The following is a 15,887-nucleotide window of genomic DNA, read 5'->3' as shown; positions in this document are numbered from 1 at the left end:
CCCGGCCCCCGTCGGAAATGTCCGGCGGGGCATGCGCGGGCACATGTCGGCGCGGCGCGTGCGTTATGCGAACTGGCGCAGGAAACGCAGGTCGTTCTCGAAGAACAGCCGGAGATCCTGCACGCCGTAGCGCAGCATCGTCAGGCGCTCGAGGCCGCTGCCGAACGCAAAGCCGATGTAGCGCTCGGGATCGAGGCCCATGTTGCGGATCACGGTCGGATGCACCTGCCCCGAGCCCGAGATCTCGAGCCATTTGCCGGCGTTCTTGCCGTGCTCGAACATCATGTCGATCTCGGCCGACGGTTCCGTAAACGGGAAATACGACGGGCGGAAGCGCACGAGGATGTCGTCGCGCTCGAAGAATTTCTTCAGGAAGTCGGTATAGACGCCCTTGAGGTCGGCGAAGCTGATGTTCTCGTCGATCCACAGCCCCTCGACCTGATTGAACATCGGCGAGTGGGTCGCATCGCTGTCGACGCGATACGTGCGGCCCGGCGCGATCACCTTGATCGGCGGGCGGTTCATGCGCGCGTAACGCACCTGCATCGGGCTCGTGTGCGTGCGCAGCAGCAGCTGGCGGCCGTCGGCATCCTTGCCTTCGACGTAGAAGGTGTCCTGCATCGAACGCGCCGGATGGTTCTCCGGGCTGTTCAGCGACGTGAAGTTGTACCAGTCGGTCTCGATCTCGGGACCGTCGGCCACGTCGAAGCCGATCGAGCGGAAAATCTGTTCGACGCGCTCCCACGTGCGCATCACGGGGTGCAGGCTGCCTGCGCCGGCGCCGCGGCCCGGCAGCGTCACGTCGATCGCCTCGGCGGCGAGGCGCTGGTTCAACAGCGCGTCGGCGAGCGCCTGGCGGCGTGCGGTCAGCGCGGCTTCAACCTGCTGCTTCGCGACGTTGATGCGTGCGCCTTCGGTCTTGCGTGCTTCGGGATCGAGCTTGCCGAGGCCCTTGAGCAACTCGGTCAGCGCACCCGACTTGCCGAGAAAGCGGGCTTTCTCGTTTTCGAGCGTGGTGATGTCGGCAGCCTGTTCGAAGGACTGCTGCGCGTCGGCGACAATCTGGTCCAGATCCATAGATCCCATCATTTCCAACGTCATTCGGTCTTGGCGAGCGAAACTGCTCCACCAAACAAAAAAGGGGCTCGGAAGAGCCCCGTTTTCGCTGCAGCGGCCGAGACTACCGGAACGTCGCTGCAACTAACCACGCAGTGCTAATTTCGCAATTAGGCTGCAACGGCGGCTTTCACCTGCTTGACGATCGCAGCAAAAGCAGCCTTGTCGAACACCGCCATGTCGGCCAGAACCTTACGGTCGAGTTCGATCGACGCCTTCTTCAGGCCGTTGATGAACACGCTGTAGGTCATGTCGTGCTGGCGAACTGCCGCGTTGATACGCGTGATCCACAGTGCGCGGAACACACGCTTCTTGTTGCGGCGATCGCGGTACGCGTACTGACCAGCGCGCATCACCGCCTGCTTGGCGATGCGGTAGACGTTATTGCGACGGCCGCGATAACCCTTGGCCAGGTTGATGATCTTCTTGTGGCGGGCCCGTGCGGTTACCCCACGTTTGACTCGAGGCATGTTTCTCTCCTTGGAGTATCAGTTGAGGGGTTACGCGAACGGCAGCATTGCGCGGACGGAGTTCAGATCGGAATCATGAACTGCCGTTGCGCCGCGCAGGTGACGCTTGTTCTTCGTGGTTTTCTTGGTCAGGATGTGACGCTTGAAGGCTTGACCGCGCTTGACGGTACCGCCCGGACGCACCACGAAGCGCTTTGCAGCACTCTTCTTGGTCTTCATCTTAGGCATGACGAACAACTCCAGTTTATTTGATGGCGATGGGTGTGCGGTTGGCTTGCGCCCTTGACCCGCCCTTCGAAACCCAGTCCACTTGTGTACGGCGAACCGCTTGCGCAGCCGCCGTCATTGTTGGTGCGCCGCCCTGACCGGGCCACGCACCGAACCACTTTCGAACCTGCGCGCGTGGCGCGCGGGCCCGTTACTTCTTTTTCTTCGGCGAGAGCACCATGATCATCTGGCGCCCTTCCATCTTCGGCATCTGCTCGACCTGGCCGACTTCCTCGAGATCCGTGCGCAGACGCTCAAGCATCCGCATGCCGATCTCCTGGTGAGCCATTTCGCGGCCGCGGAAACGCAACGTGATCTTCGTCTTGTCGCCCTCTTCGAGGAAGCGCACGAGATTGCGAAGCTTGACGTTGTAGTCACCGTCATCGGTACCCGGGCGGAATTTGACTTCCTTTACCTGGATGACCTTTTGCTTCAGCTTCGCTTCGTGCTGCTTCTTCGATTCCTGGTACTTGAACTTGCCGTAATCCATCAGACGGCAAACCGGCGGAACCGCTTGCGGCGCGATTTCCACCAGGTCAACATCCAGTTCTTCCGATTTACGGAAAGCATCAGCGAGTTTTACGATACCGAGCGGTTCGTTCTCGATCCCGACCAGACGCACTTCCGGCGCAGTGATTTCACCGTTGATGCGGTGCGACGACTTATCAGTAGCGATGTTACGTTTCCTCTAAAAATTAAAAAAACGAGCCGCGCTGCCAGGGCGGTTACTTAAACGAGCGCAGGTCTTCCTGCAGACGCTCAACGAAGGCTTCGATCGGCATAACGCCAAGATCGACGCCGCCACGGGCACGCACGGCTACCGTTTGCGCATCACGCTCCTTATCGCCCACGACGAGGAGATAAGGCACCTTTTCCAGCGTGTGCTCGCGTATTTTATAGCTAATCTTCTCGTTGCGCAAATCGGCCGCCACTCTAACCCCTTGTTTTTGCAACGATTGGGCCAGGGACTGCGCATATTCGGCCTGACTTTCGGCGATATTGAGCACAATTGCCTGGAACGGCGCGAGCCAGACGGGCATTGCACCAGCATGGTGCTCGATCAAAATGCCGAGGAAACGCTCCATCGAACCGACGATCGCGCGGTGCAACATCACCGGCCGGCGGCGGCTGTTGTCTTCCGCGACGTACTCGGCGCCGAGGCGCTCCGGCAGGACCATGTCGAGCTGCAGCGTGCCGCACTGCCACGAACGGCCGAGTGCATCCTTGATGTGGTACTCGATCTTCGGGCCGTAGAACGCGCCTTCACCCGGCAACTCTTCCCACGTGAGGCCGCAGGCCGTCAGCGCGTCGCGCAGGCCCTGCTCCGCGCGATCCCACGTCTCGTCCGTGCCCGCACGCTGCTCGGGACGCAGCGACAGCTTGATGTCGATGTGATCGAAACCGAAGTCCTTGTACACGCTCATGGCCAGCGTGTTGAACGCGATCGATTCCGAGATGAACTGGTCTTCCGTACAGAAGATGTGCGCATCGTCCTGCACGAAGCCGCGCACGCGCATCAGGCCATGCAGCGCGCCCGACGCCTCGTTGCGATGGCACGAACCGAATTCCGCGTAGCGCAGCGGCAGGTCGCGGTACGAGCGCAGGCCGTGCTTGAACACCTGGACGTGCCCCGGACAGTTCATCGGCTTGATCGCGTAGTCGCGCTTCTCCGACTCCGTCGTGAACATGTTCTCGCGGTAGTTCTGCCAGTGACCCGACGCTTCCCACAGCGAGCGGTCCATGATCATCGGCGTCTTGATCTCGAGGTAGCCGGCTTCGTTCACGCGGCGGCGCATGTACTGCTCGACCTGCTGCCACAGCGCCCAGCCCTTCGGATGCCAGAACACCATGCCCGGCGACTCTTCCTGCATGTGGAACAGGTCGAGCTGCTTGCCGAGCTTGCGGTGGTCGCGCTTTTCCGCTTCCTCGAGCATGTGCAGGTATTGATCCTGGTCTTCCTTCTTCGTCCAGGCCGTCCCGTAGATGCGCTGCAGCTGCTCGTTCTTCGAGTCGCCGCGCCAGTACGCGCCCGCGACCTTCATCAGCTTGAAGACCTTCAGCTTGCCGGTCGACGGCACGTGCGGGCCGCGGCAGAGGTCGGTGAAGCCGCCGTGCGAGTACAGCTTGATTTCGTCACTTTGCGGAATCGATTCGATGATCTCGGCCTTGTACTTCTCGCCGAGGCTGCGGAAATAGCCGGCCGCCTCGTCGCGCGATACGACGCGGCGCGTCACTGGCTCGTCCTTCTTCGCGAGTTCCTGCATGCGCTTTTCGATCTTTTCCAGATCTTCAGGCGTAAACGGGCGGTTGTACGAGAAGTCGTAATAGAAGCCGTTGTCGATCACCGGACCGATCGTCACCTGCGCATCCGGATACAGATCCTTCACCGCATAGGCGAGCAAGTGCGCGGTCGAGTGACGAATGATGTCGAGACCGTCGGCATCCTTGTCCGTGACGATCGCGAGCGATGCGTCGCGATCGATGACCGTGGACGTATCGACCAGCTCGCCATCGAGCTTGCCACCAAGCGCAGCCTTCGCAAGGCCGGGACCGATCGAGGCCGCAACCTCGGCAACTGTCACCGGATGCTCGTATTGTCGAACTGAGCCGTCAGGCAAGCGTATCGAAACCATAGCAATCTCCGTGATGCCGACAGTGGGCGGCAAACCAAGCACGCGATATCAAAGTCACGCGCGAAAATTTCGCGACAAAAAAAATGCGGCCCCGCTTTCGAGGGGCCGCATTCGATACTTCACTCAAACTGAAAGGGCGAAAACGTTCCTCGACTAGCGTCGCTCCGAAAAGGTTTCGGTCAACGTTCGCGGTGTCATAACCGTATTCGCCTTGTTCGCGTTGAGTTATTTACTGCATCGAACACCCGAAAAACCGGGCATTCTCAATTCGTTGGTAGGCTCGATTGGACTCGAACCAACGACCCCCACCATGTCAAGGTGGTGCTCTAACCAGCTGAGCTACGAGCCTAGAGAAGCTAACATTATATGGAGCCAACGCAGACTTGGCAAGCGTTTTTATGCGGCCGCAGCAAAATGATCGGGCTCCAACCCCATTACAGGGACATCAAGCCTTGCGCCCCGCCCGCACGACGCCCGGCACTTCGCCGAGCAGCGTGCACGCCCGCTGCACCTGCGCGGAATTCGACACCTCGACCGTGAACTGCATGAATGCCGCGTTGCGGCGGCTCTGCGTCTTCACGCCCACCACGTTCATCTTCTCGCGCGCGAACACTTCAGAGATATCGCGCAGCAGGCCTTGCCTGTCGCTCGCCTCGATCATCAGGTCGACCGGATAGACGGACACGCCACGGCCGCCCAGCACGTCGGCCGACCAGGTCGTCTGCAGTACGCGCTCCGGCGCCCGCTCGGCCATCCGCCGGAACGTCGGGCAGTCGCTGCGGTGGATCGACATCCCCTTGCCGCGCGTCACGAAACCACTGATCGGGTCGGGCGGCGCCGGACGGCAGCAGCGCGCAAGCTGCGTCAGCAACGCATCGACACCGACCACCAGCACGCCGGTCGACGCGCCGTGCGCGACGCTCGCCCCGCTGCTGCGCTTCTCGAAATCGGCGGGCGCCTCGGGCGCATGGTCGGGCGGCGGCGCATCGGACAGCGCGTGCTCGACGTTGCGCAGGCTGAATTCCTCCTTGCCGACGACCGAGAACAACTCATCGGGCGACTTGAAGCCGAGCTTCGCGGCCAAATTGTCGAGGTTGACCGACGTCTTGCCCTCGCGCTGCAGCGTCTTTTCGACGAGCGCGCGACCATGCGCGATGTTCTCTTCCTGCTCGATCGAGTTGAACCACGCGCGCACCTTCTGGCGCGCGCGCGGGCTCTTCAGGTAGCCGAGCTGCAGGTTCAGCCAGTCGCGCGACGGCCCGCCCTCCTTCACCGCGACGATCTCGACCGTCTGGCCGTTGGCGAGCGACGTGTTCAGCGGCACCATCACGCCGTCGACGCGCGCGCCGCGGCAGCGATGGCCAAGCTCGCTGTGCAGGTGATACGCGAAATCGACCGGCGTCGCGCCCTGCGGCAGCGCGATCACGCGCGCCTGCGGCGTCAGCACGTAGATATGGTCGTCGTCGAGCGATGTCTCGCGCAGTTGCGCCCACGCCTTGTCGCCCGAGACTTCGGTGCCGTCCTCGACGTCGTCCTTCCATGCGAGCAGCTGGCGCAGCCACGCGATCTTCTCGTCGTACTTGTCGCTCGCCGAGAACTGGCCGCCATAGCCGCGCGCGCCCGCTTCCTTGTAGCGCCAGTGCGCGGCGACGCCGTACTCCGCGAAGCGGTGCATTTCCTGCGTGCGGATCTGTACTTCGAACGCGCGACCGTCGTCGCCGATCACGACCGTATGCAGCGACTTGTAGCCGTTCGGCTTGGGACGCGAGATGTAATCGTCGAATTCCTTCGGCACCGGCTGCCACAGGTGATGCACGATGCCGAGCACCGCGTAGCAATCCTTGATGTCCGGCACGATCACGCGGAATGCGCGCACGTCGTACAGCTCGGAGAAGTCGAGCTCCTTGCCGCGCATCTTGCGCCAGATGCTGTAGATGTGCTTCGGCCGACCGCTCACGTCGGCCGGGATGTGCGCTTCCGCCAGTTCGTGCTGCAGCCGCTCGATCGCCTGCGCGACGTACGCCTCGCGTTCGATGCGCTTTTCGTCGAGCAGCTTGGCGATGCGCTTGTAGGTGACCGGATCCTCGAAGCGGAACGCGAGGTCCTCGAGCTCCCACTTCAGTTGCCAGATACCGAGACGGTTCGCGAGCGGCGCATAGATCTCGAGCGTCTCGCGCGCGACGTCGGGGGGCGGGTCGATCTTCGCCGCCGCGTAGTAGCGCAGCGACTGCAGCCGCGACGCCAGCCGGATCAGCACCACGCGGATGTCCTGCGCGAACGCGAGCAGCATCTTGCGCAGCGCCTCGATCTGCGTGCGCCGCTCTTCCGCGGCGTCGCGCCCGGCGTCGGGCATCGCGTTCTGCGCGGCGCGCAGGCTCACGGTGCCGAGCCGCAGCAGCTTGCGCACGTCGGATACGAGCCGCGCAACCTCTTCGCCGAAGCGTTCGGTCAACTCCCGCTCCGGGTCGTTCAGGTGCGGCGTCAGCACGAACAGCGCAGCCGCCTGCATCGCGTGCGGGTCGACGTTCAGCGTGCGCATGATCGACGCCGTGCCCGCCGAATGATCGGCGAGCAACTCGCCCGTCGACAGGCGCGCGTCGCCGGCCCGCTCGCGCACGAACGCGAGCACGTCGTCGAACGACGGCGCCGCGACGGAAGAAGCGGAAACGGACTCGGTCATTGCACGGCCTGGCGTATTGCGGTCATCGTGATGCTTCGCTCAGCTCCGCTGCGCGGCGACGACGACGATCTCGACGAGCAGCGCCGGATCCGCGAGCTTCGCCTCGACGGTCGCGCGCGGCGGCGTATTGCCGGGCGCGACCCACGCGTCCCACTCCGCATTCATGCCTTCGAAGTTCGCGAGATCCGAAATGTAGATCTGCACCGACAGCAGATGCGCCTTGTCGCTGTTCGCTTCGGCGAGCAGGCGGTCGATGTGGCCGAGCACTTCGCGCGTCTGGCCCTTGATGTCCTGGGTGGTGTCTTCGGCAATCTGGCCGGCCAGATACACGGTACCGTTGTGGATCGCGGTTTCGGAGAGACGGGCCCCGACGTGGTGACGAATGACTGCCATGGAATGTTCCGGTCGTGTGAGTAGGTGAAGTATCGGCGACGACACGGCCCGCGTGCCGCCGAACCGCATATTATGACGCGTTTATGCGCCGCCTTCGACGAAAAACCGGCGGGCGAGCGCAATCTGGTCGGCACTGATGAACGCCGGCGCATGGCCCGCGTCCTGGATCTCGGCTTGCGTCACGTGCCGGCCGCGCCGCACCATCTCGGCCGCCGTGTCGCGCGACAGCAGGTCGGAACGCTCGCCGCGCACGACCAGCAGCGACGCATCGGTGGTCTCGATCGCGCGCCACAGCGCCGCCTCGCCGAGCGCGGCCAGTTCGGGCGTCGTCGCCTTGAACGGCTCCGCGATGCGCGGATCGTAGCGCATCGTCCAGCCGCCGTCGGGCAACTCGCGCAGCAACGGCCCGTTGATCTCGCGCCACTCGTCGCCGCTCAATGCGCCGAACGGCAGCGACAGCGACGTCAGATAGTCGATGCCCTCCTGCTCCGTCGCGAAGCGCGGCTGCACGCCGAGGTATTCGCCGATGCGCGTCAGCGAATCGGGTTCGATGCGCGGGCCGACGTCGTTGACGATCATCCGGCGCAACGGCGAACCGGGCAGCCCCGCGAGCGCCATGCCGATCAGCCCGCCCATCGACGTGCCGAACCAGTCGACCGACTCGACGTCGAGCCGCGCGATCAGCGTCACCATGTCGGCCACGTATTGCGGAATCGCATAAAGCCGCGGATCGGCGAGCCAGTCGGAGCGCCCGCGCCCGACGACGTCGGGGCAGACGACGCGATACGTATCGGACAGCGCGGCGGCGAGCCGGTCGAAGTCGCGCCCCGAACGGGTCAGGCCGTGCACGCAGAGCAGCACGCGCGGATTGGCGGGGTCGCCCCATTCGGTATAGGCGACGTGGTGAAGGCCTGCGGCGCTCGCACACTGCACCCGTCGCTGACGGGGAACCGGAGGATTCGCTGAGGTTGTTGGCATCGTTGGCATCCTGTCGAACGTGGACGGTGCGGCGGGCAATGCTTGCACCACCCGATGCAAACGATTGTAAACCGCTTCTTAACGGCGGGTCGTCACGCGCCTGCGGTCATCCGGCGCATCGTTCGCACCGGCTCACGCGCCGCGGCGCCACGAGGCGCGCAACTGCTCGCGCAGGAAGTCGATGAACGCCCGCACGCGCAACGGCACGTGACGCCCGCCGGGATAGACCGCATGAAGCGGCGCCGCGGGTGCGGCGAATGCCGGCAGCACGCGGACGAGCCGGCCCGCGTCGAGGTCGGCACCGACATCCCAGATCGACTTCAGCGCGATGCCCGCGCCCTCCAGCGCCAACGTACGAGCCGCACCGCCGTCGTTCGTCAGCAGCGCGGCCGTCACTTCGACCGCAACCGCGCCCTGTACACCGTCGAACCGCCACTCCGCACGCGGCTGGTCGCCCATCACGATGCATCGGTGCATGCGAAGCTCGGCGGGATGGGCCGGCAGCCCGTGCACGGCGAGATAGCTCGACGACGCGCACAGCACGCGATGATTCGGCGCCAGCTCGCGCGCGATCATCGTCGAATCGGCGAGACTGCCGATCCGCACGGCAACGTCGATGTCCTGCGCGAGCAGATCCACGATCGCGTCGGTCAGCGTCAGGTGCACGGTCAACTCCGGATGTTGCCGTTGAAACGCGGCGACGAGCGGCGCGATCCGCAGCCGGCCGAGTTCGCCGGGCGCCGTCAGGCGCAGCACGCCGCTGACCGTGCCGCGACGATCGCTCATCAGCGTTTCGGCGCGATCGACCTCGGCCAGGATGCGCAGCACCTGCGCATGGAACTGCGCACCGTCGTCGGTCAGCGTCTGCTGTCGCGTCGTCCGGTGCAGCAGACGCACGCCGAGCTGCGACTCGAGATGCGCGAGCCGCTTGCTGACGACGGACAGCGACAAGTCCAGCTCGCGCGCCGCCGCGGACAGGCTACCGGCCGACACGATTCTCGCGAAGGTATCGAGCGCCGGGAGATCGTCGATCAGCATCGCGGCACCCGCTTCGCCTCGCCCTTTCTTTTTTTCGAATAATCCATTCGCTTTTAGACCGTATTTGTGTTCAGAACGGAAACCTACCATACCTGTTCCGCGTCGTCCCGCGACGCCATTCACAGGACATCCGAAACCATGTCGATCCTTCCTTCGAACGTGCGCCCGATCACCCGCGTCATCGCCGCGGCGGCCTGCGTCGCCGCGCTGTCGCCTGTCGCGGCCCGCGCCGCCGACCTTCTCGACCCACACGGCCTGACCGTCGCGACCGACGTGCCGGTTACGCAGGCGCGCGCGCAGATCCTCGCCGCGCGTCGCTACGGCACGTTCTGGAATACCGGTGATGCGACCCTCGCCCGCGCTGCACTCGCGGCCGATTTCGTCGACCGGACGTTGCCGGCCGGCCGTGAACAAGGCGTAGCGGGGCCACTCGCGGCGTCCAGGACGATGCGCACGGCCATCCCGGACCTGCATTGCGACATCGAACAGATGATCGTGGCGGGCGACCGTGTCGTCGTGCACCTGCACTTTCGCGGCCATTTCACCGGCACGTTCAACGGAACGACCGGAAGCGGACAGGCGATCGACTTCATCGCGACCGACATCTACCGCATCGTCCAAGGTCGGATAGCGGAAAACTGGCACATCGAGGACAACCTGACGCTGATGCGTCAGCTCGGGCTCGTCGGCTGACGGAGGGGACGATGACTGACAGCGACTACGATTCTTCGGCGATGCGTCCGGCGCGCCGCAAGTTTCTTGCACAAGCAGGCGCCGGGGCGGCCGCCGGCATCGCGATGGCCGCGGGCGCCTCCCGGTCGGCAACTGCCGCGCCGATATCGGATGCTGCCGGGACGAACGCCAGCGGGTTCTGGCCGGACAACACGCGGCTCGTCATCTCGATCTCGATGCAGTTCGAGGCCGGCGGACAACCGTCCAAGGGCGCGGACAGCCCGTTCCCGTCCGTCGAGTTTCCACCGTCGGTCCCGGTCGACCTCGCGTCGGCCACGTGGTTCGCATATGGCTACCGTGAAGGGATCCCGCGTCTTCTCGACCTGTGGGACCGGCATGGCGTGAAGGTCACGTCGCACATGATCGGGGAAGCCGTGCGCCGGCATCCCGAACTGGCACGCGAGATCGTGTCGCGCGGCCACGAAGCGGCCGCGCACGGCCCGACCTGGCGGTCGCAATTCGCGATGAGCCGCGACGACGAGCGCCGCTTCCTCACCGAAGCCCGCGACATGGTCGAAGCGGCGACGGGACGGCGCCCGATCGGCTACAACTGCAACTGGCTGCGGCGCGGACCGCACACGCTGCCGCTGCTGCAGGAACTCGGCTACGTGTATCACATCGACGACGTCAGCCGCGACGAGCCCTTCATCGAAACCGTCGACGGCCGCGATTTCGCGGTCGTTCCATACACGTTGCGCAACAACGACATCCTGCTGATCGAAGGCCGCAATTACTCGCCGACGATGTTTCTCGAGCAGATCAAGCTCGATTTCGACCAGTTGTACGCGGAAGCCGGCCAGCGGCGGCGATTGATGTCGATCAGCGCGCACGACCGGATCAGCGGCACGCCGCAGATGGTCCGCGCCTGGGACGCATTCCTGCACTACGCTCGATCGCATCCGGGCGTTGCCTTCATGCGCAAGGACGACATCGCCCGCTTTGCGCTGCGCAGCCCGTCGACGTTGCGCGAAGCCGAAACGATCTAACCGGATTGCGCTCACCTGCTCACCCCCTCACCTCGGAAGGACCACCATGAACGACTCACTCCACGGAAAGAAGGTACTCGTCGTCGGCGGCAGCTCCGGCATCGGTGCCGCCGCCGCGACCGCATTCGCACGACTCGGCGCTGTCGTGACGATCGCATCGCGCGACCCTGCCAGGGTCAATGCAGATGCCGCGCCGGGCGCGCAAGTACGCACCGAAGCGCTCGACATCACGGATACGGCGGCCGTCGATGCGTTCTGCGCGCGTGCCGGCCAGTTCGACCACGTCGTGATTTCGGCCGCGAAGACAGCGACGGGCCCGGTCCGCGCACTGCCGCTTGCCGACGCGCAGGCCGCGATGGACAGCAAGTTCTGGGGCGCATACCGCGTCGCACGCTCGATCGATATCGCACCCGGCGGTTCGCTGACGTTCGTGTCGGGCTACCTAAGCGTGCGACCGAACGCGTCGTCGGTACTGCAGGGGGCCATCAACGCGGCACTCGAGGCGCTCGCCCGCGGCCTTGCGCTCGAGCTGTCGCCCGTGCGGGTGAATACCGTATCACCGGGCCTGATCGCGACGCCGCTGTGGGACAAGCTCGCCCCCGATGCGCGCGACGCGATGTACGCGGGCGCCGCGCAGCGCCTCCCGGCACGCCGCGTGGGCCAGCCGGAGGACGTCGCGAATGCGATCGTGTATCTGGCGGCAACACCTTATGCAACCGGCTCGACGGTGCTGATCGACGGCGGCGGCGCGATCGCGTGATTAGCGTGATTCGGGTGACGTATGCGGTCATGACAAAACGCCCCGCGTTCCACAGGGGAACGCGGGGCGTCGAGCGTCGAGACGAAAGGCCGGCGCTTACGCGACCGCGCTCACGTCGAGCGGCGCGCCCGTCTTTGCCTGGATCTCTTCCGCGCTTACGCCGTCGGCGAGTTCGAGCACCTTCAGGCCGGCCGGCGTCACTTCGATCACGCCGAGATCGGTGATGATCAGGTCGACCACGCCGACACCCGTCAGCGGCAGGTTGCATTCGTCGAGGATCTTGTGCTGGTCGCCCTTCGCGACATGCTCCATCAGCACGACGACGCGCTTCACGCCCGCGACGAGGTCCATCGCGCCGCCCATCCCCTTGATCATCTTGCCCGGGATCATCCAGTTCGCGAGGTCGCCCTTCTTGCTGACCTGCATCGCGCCGAGGATCGCGAGGTTGATGTGGCCGCCGCGAATCATCGCGAACGAATCGGCCGACGAGAAGATCGACGAGCCCGGCAACGTCGTGACGGTCTGCTTGCCGGCGTTGATCAGGTCGGCGTCGACCTCGTCCTCGGTCGGCGACGGGCCGATGCCGAGCAGCCCGTTCTCCGACTGCAGCCACACTTCGACGCCTTCCGGCACGTGGTTCGCGACGAGCGTCGGCAGGCCGATGCCGAGGTTCACATAGAAGCCGTCCTGCAGTTCCTTCGCCGCGCGCGCGGCCATCTGGTCACGATTCCAGGCCATGTCAGTCTCCTTTCGCGCGTACGACGCGTTGTTCGATGCGTTTTTCGGGCGTCGCGTTCAGCACGATGCGCTGCACGAAGATCCCCGGCGTGTGGACATGGTCCGGATCGAGTTCGCCGTTCTCGACGATCTCCTCGACTTCCGCCACGGTGATCTTGCCCGCCATCGCGCACATCGGGTTGAAGTTGCGCGCGGTGCGGCGATAGATCAGGTTGCCGGACTTGTCGGCCTTCCATGCCTTCACCAGCGCGACGTCGGCCGTCAGCGACGGCTCGAGCACGTAGTGGCGATCGCCGAACTGGCGCGTTTCCTTGCCTTCCGCGATCACGGTGCCGTAGCCGGTGTTCGTGAAAAAGGCGGGGATGCCGGCGCCGCCCGCGCGCAGCTTCTCGGCGAGCGTGCCCTGCGGCGTGAATTCGAGCTCGAGTTCGCCGGCCAGGTACTGGCGCTCGAACTCCTTGTTCTCGCCGACGTACGACGAGATCATCTTCCGGATCTGGCGCGTTTCCAGCAACAGGCCGAGACCGAAGCCGTCGACGCCTGCGTTGTTGCTGATGCAGGTGATGCCCTTGACGCCGGAATCGCGCAGCGCCGCGATCAGCGCCTCGGGAATCCCGCACAGGCCGAAGCCGCCCACCGCGAAGGTCTGTCCGTCGCGGACGATCCCTTCCAGCGCGGCGGCCGCGCTTGGATAGACTTTGTTCATCTGTATGTCCCTTCCTCTATGGAAACCAGCAAAACCGGTTCACGCGCCCACTGGGCCGCAAGCCCGCCGCATCATTCTATGCATGCACGGCGATACCTGCGTCGAGGCGCGCTGTTTTTATATCGCGGCACACCGCCGCGAGATGCCTGAAAGGGTACGATGTGACGCCGATACGGCACAATACGCAAAAATACATAAGCATTTGCCTCCGCTTGCCCGCGCCATGCCCGCTCTCGATTACCAGACTGCCTTTCACCTCGCGCCGCTCGGCCTCGTGATGTCGCGCGACCGCGTGATCGAGGACTGCAACGACGCGCTCGCGGCGATCTTCCGCTGCGCACGGGCCGATCTGATCGGCAAGTCGTACGAGGTGCTGTATCCGTCGCCGGACGAATTCCAGCGCATCGGCGAGCGCATCTCGCGCGTGATGATCGCGAACGGCACCTACGCCGATGACAGAATCATGAAACGGGCCGACGGCGAGCTGTTCTGGTGCCACGTGACGGGCCGCGCGCTCGACCGCACCGCGCCGCTCGCGGCGGGCGTCTGGACCTTCGAGGACCTGAGCGCGACGCGCCGGGTCGCCGTCGAGCTGACGCCGCGCGAACGCGAGATCGCCGCGCAGCTCGCGACCGGCAAGACCAGCAAGCAGATCGGGCGCGTGCTCGACATCAGTTCGCGCACGGTCGACATCTATCGGGCGCGGCTGATGCGCAAGTACGGCACGAACAATACGCCGGAGCTGCTGCAGCGCCTGCTCGGCCAGTAAGACGCGCCCCGGAATGGCAATCGGCCGCGTGAAGCGGCCGATTCGGGAGATCATCGGGAAATGGCGACACACCGGGCGCCGGCTTCGGCGCCGCCGCGCTCAGCCGACCTGCGCCGCGAGCGCGCGCTCGATCGTATCGCGCAGCAGTTGCGGCAGCGGCACCGACTTGCCGAGCGCGTAGTCGACCCACACGCAGCGCGCGTTGCCGCGCGCATACACGTGCTGCGGATCGTCCGCGCGCGTCAGCTCGAAACCGGTGTCGAAGCTGCTGCGGCCCGGCTTCGCGGCCGACATCTTCGCGATCACGTCGCCCGGATAGTGCAGTTGCTTCAGGAACTCCATCGACGCCGTGACGATCACGGGCCCCTGCCCCTCGCCGTTGCCGCCCGCGATGCCGAGTTCCTCGAACCACGAGATCCGCGCCTGTTCCATGTAGCGGAAATAGACCGTGTTGTTTACGTGGCCGAACGCATCCATGTCGCCCCAGCGGATCGGCATCGACATTTCAAATACGGGGGAATATTCGCTCATTGCAGTCTTCTTTGTTGCTGAATGTCATCCACTCAGGCGAGGCCGAAGCCATCGTCGGCGGAGATAATCGAGCCATTGATGAACTGCGACTCGTCGGCCGCGAGCAACAACAACAGCCCGTCGAGATCCTGCGGCTTGCCGACGCGCCGGCGCGGCAGCATCGACTGCAGCTTCTGGCCCTGCTCGGTTTCCCACAGGTAATGATTGATTTCGGTATCGATATAGCCCGGACAGATCGCGTTGACGTTGATCCCGTGGCGGCCCCATTCGAGCGCCATCGCGCGCGTCATCTGCACGACCGCCGACTTGCTCATCGCATACAGCCCGATCTGCGGAAACACGCGCAGCCCCGCCACCGACGCGATGTTGATGATCCGGTACGGCGGTTTGCCGTTGCCGTTCGCGCGCATGATCATCCGCTTCGCGACTTCCTGCGCGACGAAAAACGCGCCGCGCGTATTGGTGTCGAACACGAACTCGAAATCGGACGGCGTGACGTCGACGAGCTTCTGCATCGTCGAGACGCCCGAATTGTTCACGAGGATGTCGATCGTGCCGGCTTCCGTCTCCGCGTGCGCGATGGCCGCCTTGATGCTCTGCACGTCGGTGACGTCGAGCGACACCACGTGCGCGGCACCGCCCGCCGCCTCGATCTCCGCGCGCAGTTCCTTCAGGCGCTCGACGCGGCGGCTCGCGAGCACGACCTTCGCGCCGGCCTGCGACAGCACCTGCGCAAAGCGTTGCCCGAGGCCGCTCGATGCGCCCGTGACCAACGCGACCTTGCCTTCCAGATTGATCGATCGACCCATTGCACATCCCCTTTCGATGTCGTTTCGCCGCCGCGGGCGCCCTGTCCCACGCAGCATAACCCTAGCACATAAAATAGAACGATCGTGCTAATGTATTCGCATGCTGTTGCGGCAAGCGTTTCGTTTCGCAGACAATACGCTCCCGAATAAAAGCATTCTAACGGTTAGAGGAACGCCAATGACCCCCGCAAGCCTCATCGAGCAATACGGCCCGCGCGAATCGATGGAATACGACGTCGTGATCGTCGGCGGCGGCCCGGCCGGGCTGTCGGCCGCGATCC

At 64.6% G+C, this 15,887-nt stretch carries 17 protein-coding genes and 1 tRNA gene; 4 read left to right on the top strand and 14 right to left on the bottom strand.

The window, feature by feature from the left end:
• Positions 1-63: 63 nt before the first annotated feature.
• The 10 genes from pheS to DID99_RS25410 form a co-directional block, all read right to left on the bottom strand.
• A complete protein-coding gene (pheS, locus tag DID99_RS25460) occupies positions 64-1,077 on the bottom strand; it encodes a phenylalanine--tRNA ligase subunit alpha (protein ID WP_006753318.1) in 1,014 nt (337 codons plus the stop codon).
• Between the two features lie 149 nt (positions 1,078-1,226).
• The gene (gene rplT / locus DID99_RS25455; RefSeq protein ID WP_004192938.1) at positions 1,227-1,586 is read right to left on the bottom strand and encodes a 50S ribosomal protein L20; all 360 of its coding nucleotides are present in this window, start codon (positions 1,584-1,586) and stop codon (positions 1,227-1,229) included.
• A gap of 30 nt (positions 1,587-1,616) precedes the next feature.
• On the bottom strand, positions 1,617-1,814 hold the full coding sequence (gene rpmI / locus DID99_RS25450; RefSeq protein ID WP_004191477.1) for a 50S ribosomal protein L35: 198 nt from the start codon (positions 1,812-1,814) through the stop codon (positions 1,617-1,619).
• A gap of 190 nt (positions 1,815-2,004) precedes the next feature.
• The gene (gene infC / locus DID99_RS25445; RefSeq protein WP_071734130.1) at positions 2,005-2,529 is read right to left on the bottom strand and encodes a translation initiation factor IF-3; all 525 of its coding nucleotides are present in this window, start codon (positions 2,527-2,529) and stop codon (positions 2,005-2,007) included.
• 49 nt (positions 2,530-2,578) lie between these two features.
• On the bottom strand, positions 2,579-4,486 hold the full coding sequence (gene thrS, locus DID99_RS25440) for a threonine--tRNA ligase (RefSeq protein ID WP_124522527.1): 1,908 nt from the start codon (positions 4,484-4,486) through the stop codon (positions 2,579-2,581).
• A gap of 272 nt (positions 4,487-4,758) precedes the next feature.
• Positions 4,759-4,835 (bottom strand) — tRNA-Val (locus DID99_RS25430).
• Between the two features lie 96 nt (positions 4,836-4,931).
• Complete coding sequence (locus DID99_RS25425) at positions 4,932-7,166, bottom strand: bifunctional (p)ppGpp synthetase/guanosine-3',5'-bis(diphosphate) 3'-pyrophosphohydrolase (protein ID WP_044846048.1); 2,235 nt, start codon at positions 7,164-7,166, stop codon at positions 4,932-4,934.
• 39 nt (positions 7,167-7,205) lie between these two features.
• On the bottom strand, positions 7,206-7,559 hold the full coding sequence (locus tag DID99_RS25420; protein ID WP_006758848.1) for a RidA family protein: 354 nt from the start codon (positions 7,557-7,559) through the stop codon (positions 7,206-7,208).
• An 81-nt stretch (positions 7,560-7,640) separates the two neighbouring features.
• Positions 7,641-8,537 (bottom strand): alpha/beta fold hydrolase, encoded by an 897-nt coding sequence (locus tag DID99_RS25415; RefSeq protein ID WP_124488888.1) that lies wholly within the window; start codon positions 8,535-8,537, stop codon positions 7,641-7,643.
• A 132-nt stretch (positions 8,538-8,669) separates the two neighbouring features.
• The gene (locus DID99_RS25410) at positions 8,670-9,575 is read right to left on the bottom strand and encodes a LysR family transcriptional regulator (protein WP_124667723.1); all 906 of its coding nucleotides are present in this window, start codon (positions 9,573-9,575) and stop codon (positions 8,670-8,672) included.
• A 138-nt stretch (positions 9,576-9,713) separates the two neighbouring features.
• Here DID99_RS25410 and DID99_RS25405 point away from each other — a divergent pair, with 138 nt between their 5' ends.
• The 3 genes from DID99_RS25405 to DID99_RS25395 are packed head-to-tail and all read left to right on the top strand — an operon-like array spanning position 9,714 to position 12,053.
• Positions 9,714-10,268: an ester cyclase gene (locus DID99_RS25405; protein ID WP_124667722.1), complete on the top strand. Its 555-nt coding sequence runs from the start codon at positions 9,714-9,716 to the stop codon at positions 10,266-10,268.
• A gap of 11 nt (positions 10,269-10,279) precedes the next feature.
• Positions 10,280-11,293, top strand: a complete 1,014-nt coding sequence (locus DID99_RS25400) for a polysaccharide deacetylase family protein (RefSeq protein WP_124667721.1) — start codon at positions 10,280-10,282, stop codon at positions 11,291-11,293.
• 46 nt (positions 11,294-11,339) lie between these two features.
• On the top strand, positions 11,340-12,053 hold the full coding sequence (locus tag DID99_RS25395) for an SDR family oxidoreductase (protein WP_124571730.1): 714 nt from the start codon (positions 11,340-11,342) through the stop codon (positions 12,051-12,053).
• Positions 12,054-12,149: 96 nt separating this feature from the next.
• On the opposite strand, the gene DID99_RS25390 is transcribed toward DID99_RS25395, so the two are convergent.
• Together DID99_RS25390 and DID99_RS25385 are read right to left on the bottom strand one after the other, a co-directional pair.
• Positions 12,150-12,791, bottom strand: coding sequence for a CoA transferase subunit B (locus DID99_RS25390; protein ID WP_124488883.1), 642 nt, complete (start codon positions 12,789-12,791; stop codon positions 12,150-12,152).
• A 1-nt stretch (position 12,792) separates the two neighbouring features.
• On the bottom strand, positions 12,793-13,497 hold the full coding sequence (locus tag DID99_RS25385) for a CoA transferase subunit A (RefSeq protein ID WP_044846055.1): 705 nt from the start codon (positions 13,495-13,497) through the stop codon (positions 12,793-12,795).
• Positions 13,498-13,720: 223 nt separating this feature from the next.
• Here DID99_RS25385 and DID99_RS25380 point away from each other — a divergent pair, with 223 nt between their 5' ends.
• Positions 13,721-14,266, top strand: coding sequence for a LuxR C-terminal-related transcriptional regulator (locus tag DID99_RS25380; protein ID WP_044846056.1), 546 nt, complete (start codon positions 13,721-13,723; stop codon positions 14,264-14,266).
• Positions 14,267-14,365: 99 nt separating this feature from the next.
• Here DID99_RS25380 and DID99_RS25375 read toward each other — a convergent pair whose 3' ends face one another.
• Together DID99_RS25375 and DID99_RS25370 are read right to left on the bottom strand one after the other, a co-directional pair.
• Positions 14,366-14,797: a thioesterase family protein gene (locus DID99_RS25375; RefSeq protein WP_044846057.1), complete on the bottom strand. Its 432-nt coding sequence runs from the start codon at positions 14,795-14,797 to the stop codon at positions 14,366-14,368.
• A 32-nt stretch (positions 14,798-14,829) separates the two neighbouring features.
• Positions 14,830-15,606, bottom strand: a complete 777-nt coding sequence (locus DID99_RS25370; protein ID WP_044846058.1) for an SDR family oxidoreductase — start codon at positions 15,604-15,606, stop codon at positions 14,830-14,832.
• Positions 15,607-15,887 lie beyond the last annotated feature (281 nt).

This window comes from Burkholderia sp. Bp8986, from assembly GCF_003854225.1.
Classification (GTDB): Bacteria; Pseudomonadota; Gammaproteobacteria; order Burkholderiales; family Burkholderiaceae; genus Burkholderia.
Note: the sequence above shows the minus strand (reverse complement) of the source record. Positions and strands in the feature narration are given on the sequence as shown.

Excerpts from the sequence above, each read along its gene's own strand:
- pheS (WP_006753318.1), bottom strand. The coding sequence starts at position 1,077 with ATGGATCTGGACCAGATTGTCGCCGACGCGCAGCAGTCCTTCGAACAG.
- rplT (WP_004192938.1), bottom strand. The coding sequence starts at position 1,586 with ATGCCTCGAGTCAAACGTGGGGTAACCGCACGGGCCCGCCACAAGAAG.
- rpmI (WP_004191477.1), bottom strand. The coding sequence starts at position 1,814 with ATGCCTAAGATGAAGACCAAGAAGAGTGCTGCAAAGCGCTTCGTGGTG.
- thrS (WP_124522527.1), bottom strand. The coding sequence starts at position 4,486 with ATGGTTTCGATACGCTTGCCTGACGGCTCAGTTCGACAATACGAGCAT.
- DID99_RS25425 (WP_044846048.1), bottom strand. The coding sequence starts at position 7,166 with ATGACCGAGTCCGTTTCCGCTTCTTCCGTCGCGGCGCCGTCGTTCGAC.
- DID99_RS25420 (WP_006758848.1), bottom strand. The coding sequence starts at position 7,559 with ATGGCAGTCATTCGTCACCACGTCGGGGCCCGTCTCTCCGAAACCGCG.
- DID99_RS25415 (WP_124488888.1), bottom strand. The coding sequence starts at position 8,537 with ATGCCAACAACCTCAGCGAATCCTCCGGTTCCCCGTCAGCGACGGGTG.
- DID99_RS25410 (WP_124667723.1), bottom strand. The coding sequence starts at position 9,575 with ATGCTGATCGACGATCTCCCGGCGCTCGATACCTTCGCGAGAATCGTG.
- DID99_RS25405 (WP_124667722.1), top strand. The coding sequence starts at position 9,714 with ATGTCGATCCTTCCTTCGAACGTGCGCCCGATCACCCGCGTCATCGCC.
- DID99_RS25400 (WP_124667721.1), top strand. The coding sequence starts at position 10,280 with ATGACTGACAGCGACTACGATTCTTCGGCGATGCGTCCGGCGCGCCGC.
- DID99_RS25395 (WP_124571730.1), top strand. The coding sequence starts at position 11,340 with ATGAACGACTCACTCCACGGAAAGAAGGTACTCGTCGTCGGCGGCAGC.
- DID99_RS25390 (WP_124488883.1), bottom strand. The coding sequence starts at position 12,791 with ATGGCCTGGAATCGTGACCAGATGGCCGCGCGCGCGGCGAAGGAACTG.
- DID99_RS25385 (WP_044846055.1), bottom strand. The coding sequence starts at position 13,497 with ATGAACAAAGTCTATCCAAGCGCGGCCGCCGCGCTGGAAGGGATCGTC.
- DID99_RS25380 (WP_044846056.1), top strand. The coding sequence starts at position 13,721 with ATGCCCGCTCTCGATTACCAGACTGCCTTTCACCTCGCGCCGCTCGGC.
- DID99_RS25375 (WP_044846057.1), bottom strand. The coding sequence starts at position 14,797 with ATGAGCGAATATTCCCCCGTATTTGAAATGTCGATGCCGATCCGCTGG.
- DID99_RS25370 (WP_044846058.1), bottom strand. The coding sequence starts at position 15,606 with ATGGGTCGATCGATCAATCTGGAAGGCAAGGTCGCGTTGGTCACGGGC.